The sequence below is a fragment of the Pseudomonas sp. P4_C3 genome (genome assembly GCF_056402075.1).
The window spans coordinates 1-615 of sequence record NZ_JBFUIC010000785.1 but is presented as its reverse complement, the minus strand read 5'-3'; the positions used below and the strand labels follow the sequence as shown (position 1 = coordinate 615).

Here is a 615-nt window from a genome sequence, read left to right as displayed (position 1 = left end):
CTCGCTGTACAGAGGCTGGTATTCAAGGCCTGAAAGCGCACCGACCTGGGGGATTACGCCTACGTGCAGACGGCCGTCGAGCACACCTTGTTCTACTTCACCAGGTGTACTCATTCGAATCTGGATCTGAACGTCAGGTCCTTTTTTCTTTAGCGAAGCCAATGCATCCGTGACGCGCATGTGAGGCATCGTTACCAGGTTATCCGTCAAGCCTATGATCAACTCGCCCCGGAGATGGCTGTGCATCCCGTTGACCTCGCTTCGAAATCCCTCCATCGCCGACAACAAGCGTAAACACGCCTCATACACCTGCTGCCCATCCTCTGTCAGCGAGAACCCGGCACGTCCCCTCTGACATAACCGAAGGCCTAATCGCTGTTCAAGCTCTGTCATTTGCTGACTGATTGCTGACCTGCCAACACCGAGCATGCTCTCTGCAACGGAGAATCCACCGCACTCCACAACACTCCGAAATATCTTGAGCATCCGAATATCAAAATCAGTGACTTGAGCAACTGGATTGGGACGGCGCGCTTTCATAGTTTAGGTAACCTGAAACTAAGGGTATCGAAAGGTGTGTTTTCTGGAATCTAAGCGCGTGTCAGTTTCTAGGCA

At 52.4% G+C, this 615-nt stretch carries 1 protein-coding gene; it reads right to left on the bottom strand.

Features of this window, described 5'->3' with window-relative positions:
- Positions 1-540 (bottom strand): LysR family transcriptional regulator (locus AC1DVH_RS32435; protein WP_477757216.1); only part of this gene is annotated, 540 nt, incomplete at its 3' end.
- Between the last annotated feature and the right edge of the window lie 75 nt (positions 541-615).